This window comes from Rhodopseudomonas sp. BR0C11 (assembly GCF_010820945.1).
Taxonomy (GTDB): Bacteria; Pseudomonadota; Alphaproteobacteria; order Rhizobiales; family Xanthobacteraceae; genus Rhodopseudomonas; species Rhodopseudomonas palustris_H.
In genome coordinates this window covers 1-621 of sequence record NZ_QTKI01000803.1, presented here as the reverse complement: position 1 = coordinate 621, position 621 = coordinate 1, and the positions used below count along the sequence as shown (strand labels likewise).

General features: G+C 62.2%; 1 protein-coding gene. It reads left to right on the top strand.

The annotated features are described in order from the left end of the window. Positions 1-463, top strand: a 463-nt coding sequence (locus DYI24_RS27485) for a sensor histidine kinase (RefSeq protein ID WP_164574553.1), incomplete at its 5' end; no start/stop codon positions are given. Between the last annotated feature and the right edge of the window lie 158 nt (positions 464-621).

Sequence of the window (621 nt, the reverse complement as noted above, 5' to 3'; positions counted from 1 at the left end):
GCCGCAGATGGCGCCGCTCGACATCAACGACGTGGCCCGGGAGATTCTGTCGATCATCCAGAGCGAGCTGCGCCATCACAGCATTCATCTCGAGTTCCGGCTCGGTGGTGGTGACGCGGTCGTGCTCGGCAACAGAGTTCAGCTCCAGCAGGTGCTGCTCAACCTCGCGATGAATGCAATCGAGTCGATGGCGACGATCGAAGGCCGCCGAGTGCTGACGGTCGCCAGCGACACCAGCGATCCGGGCAGCGTCACCGTCAGCGTCACGGATAACGGTCTCGGCTTCGATGAGGACCGGATTGATCAGTTGTTCGAAGCGCTGGTGACGACCAAGCCGCAAGGCATGGGGATGGGCCTATCGATCAGCAAATCGATCGTCGAAGCCCATGGCGGGCGGCTGCTCGCCACCTCGCTGAAACCGCACGGCGCGCGTTTTCAGTTCACGCTCCCGCGATCAGCTTAAGTCCGGTTGCACGGCTCGCTTTCGCCGCAGCAAGTGCCTGCCGGACGACGCCGCGCGTCCATCATCCGAACATCCAAGTTCTCGTGCGAACCGACAAGAGCCGCCGGCACATACGCCTTAGATCAAGGTCGCCGAGATACGGTCTCAACGAGGAGTCA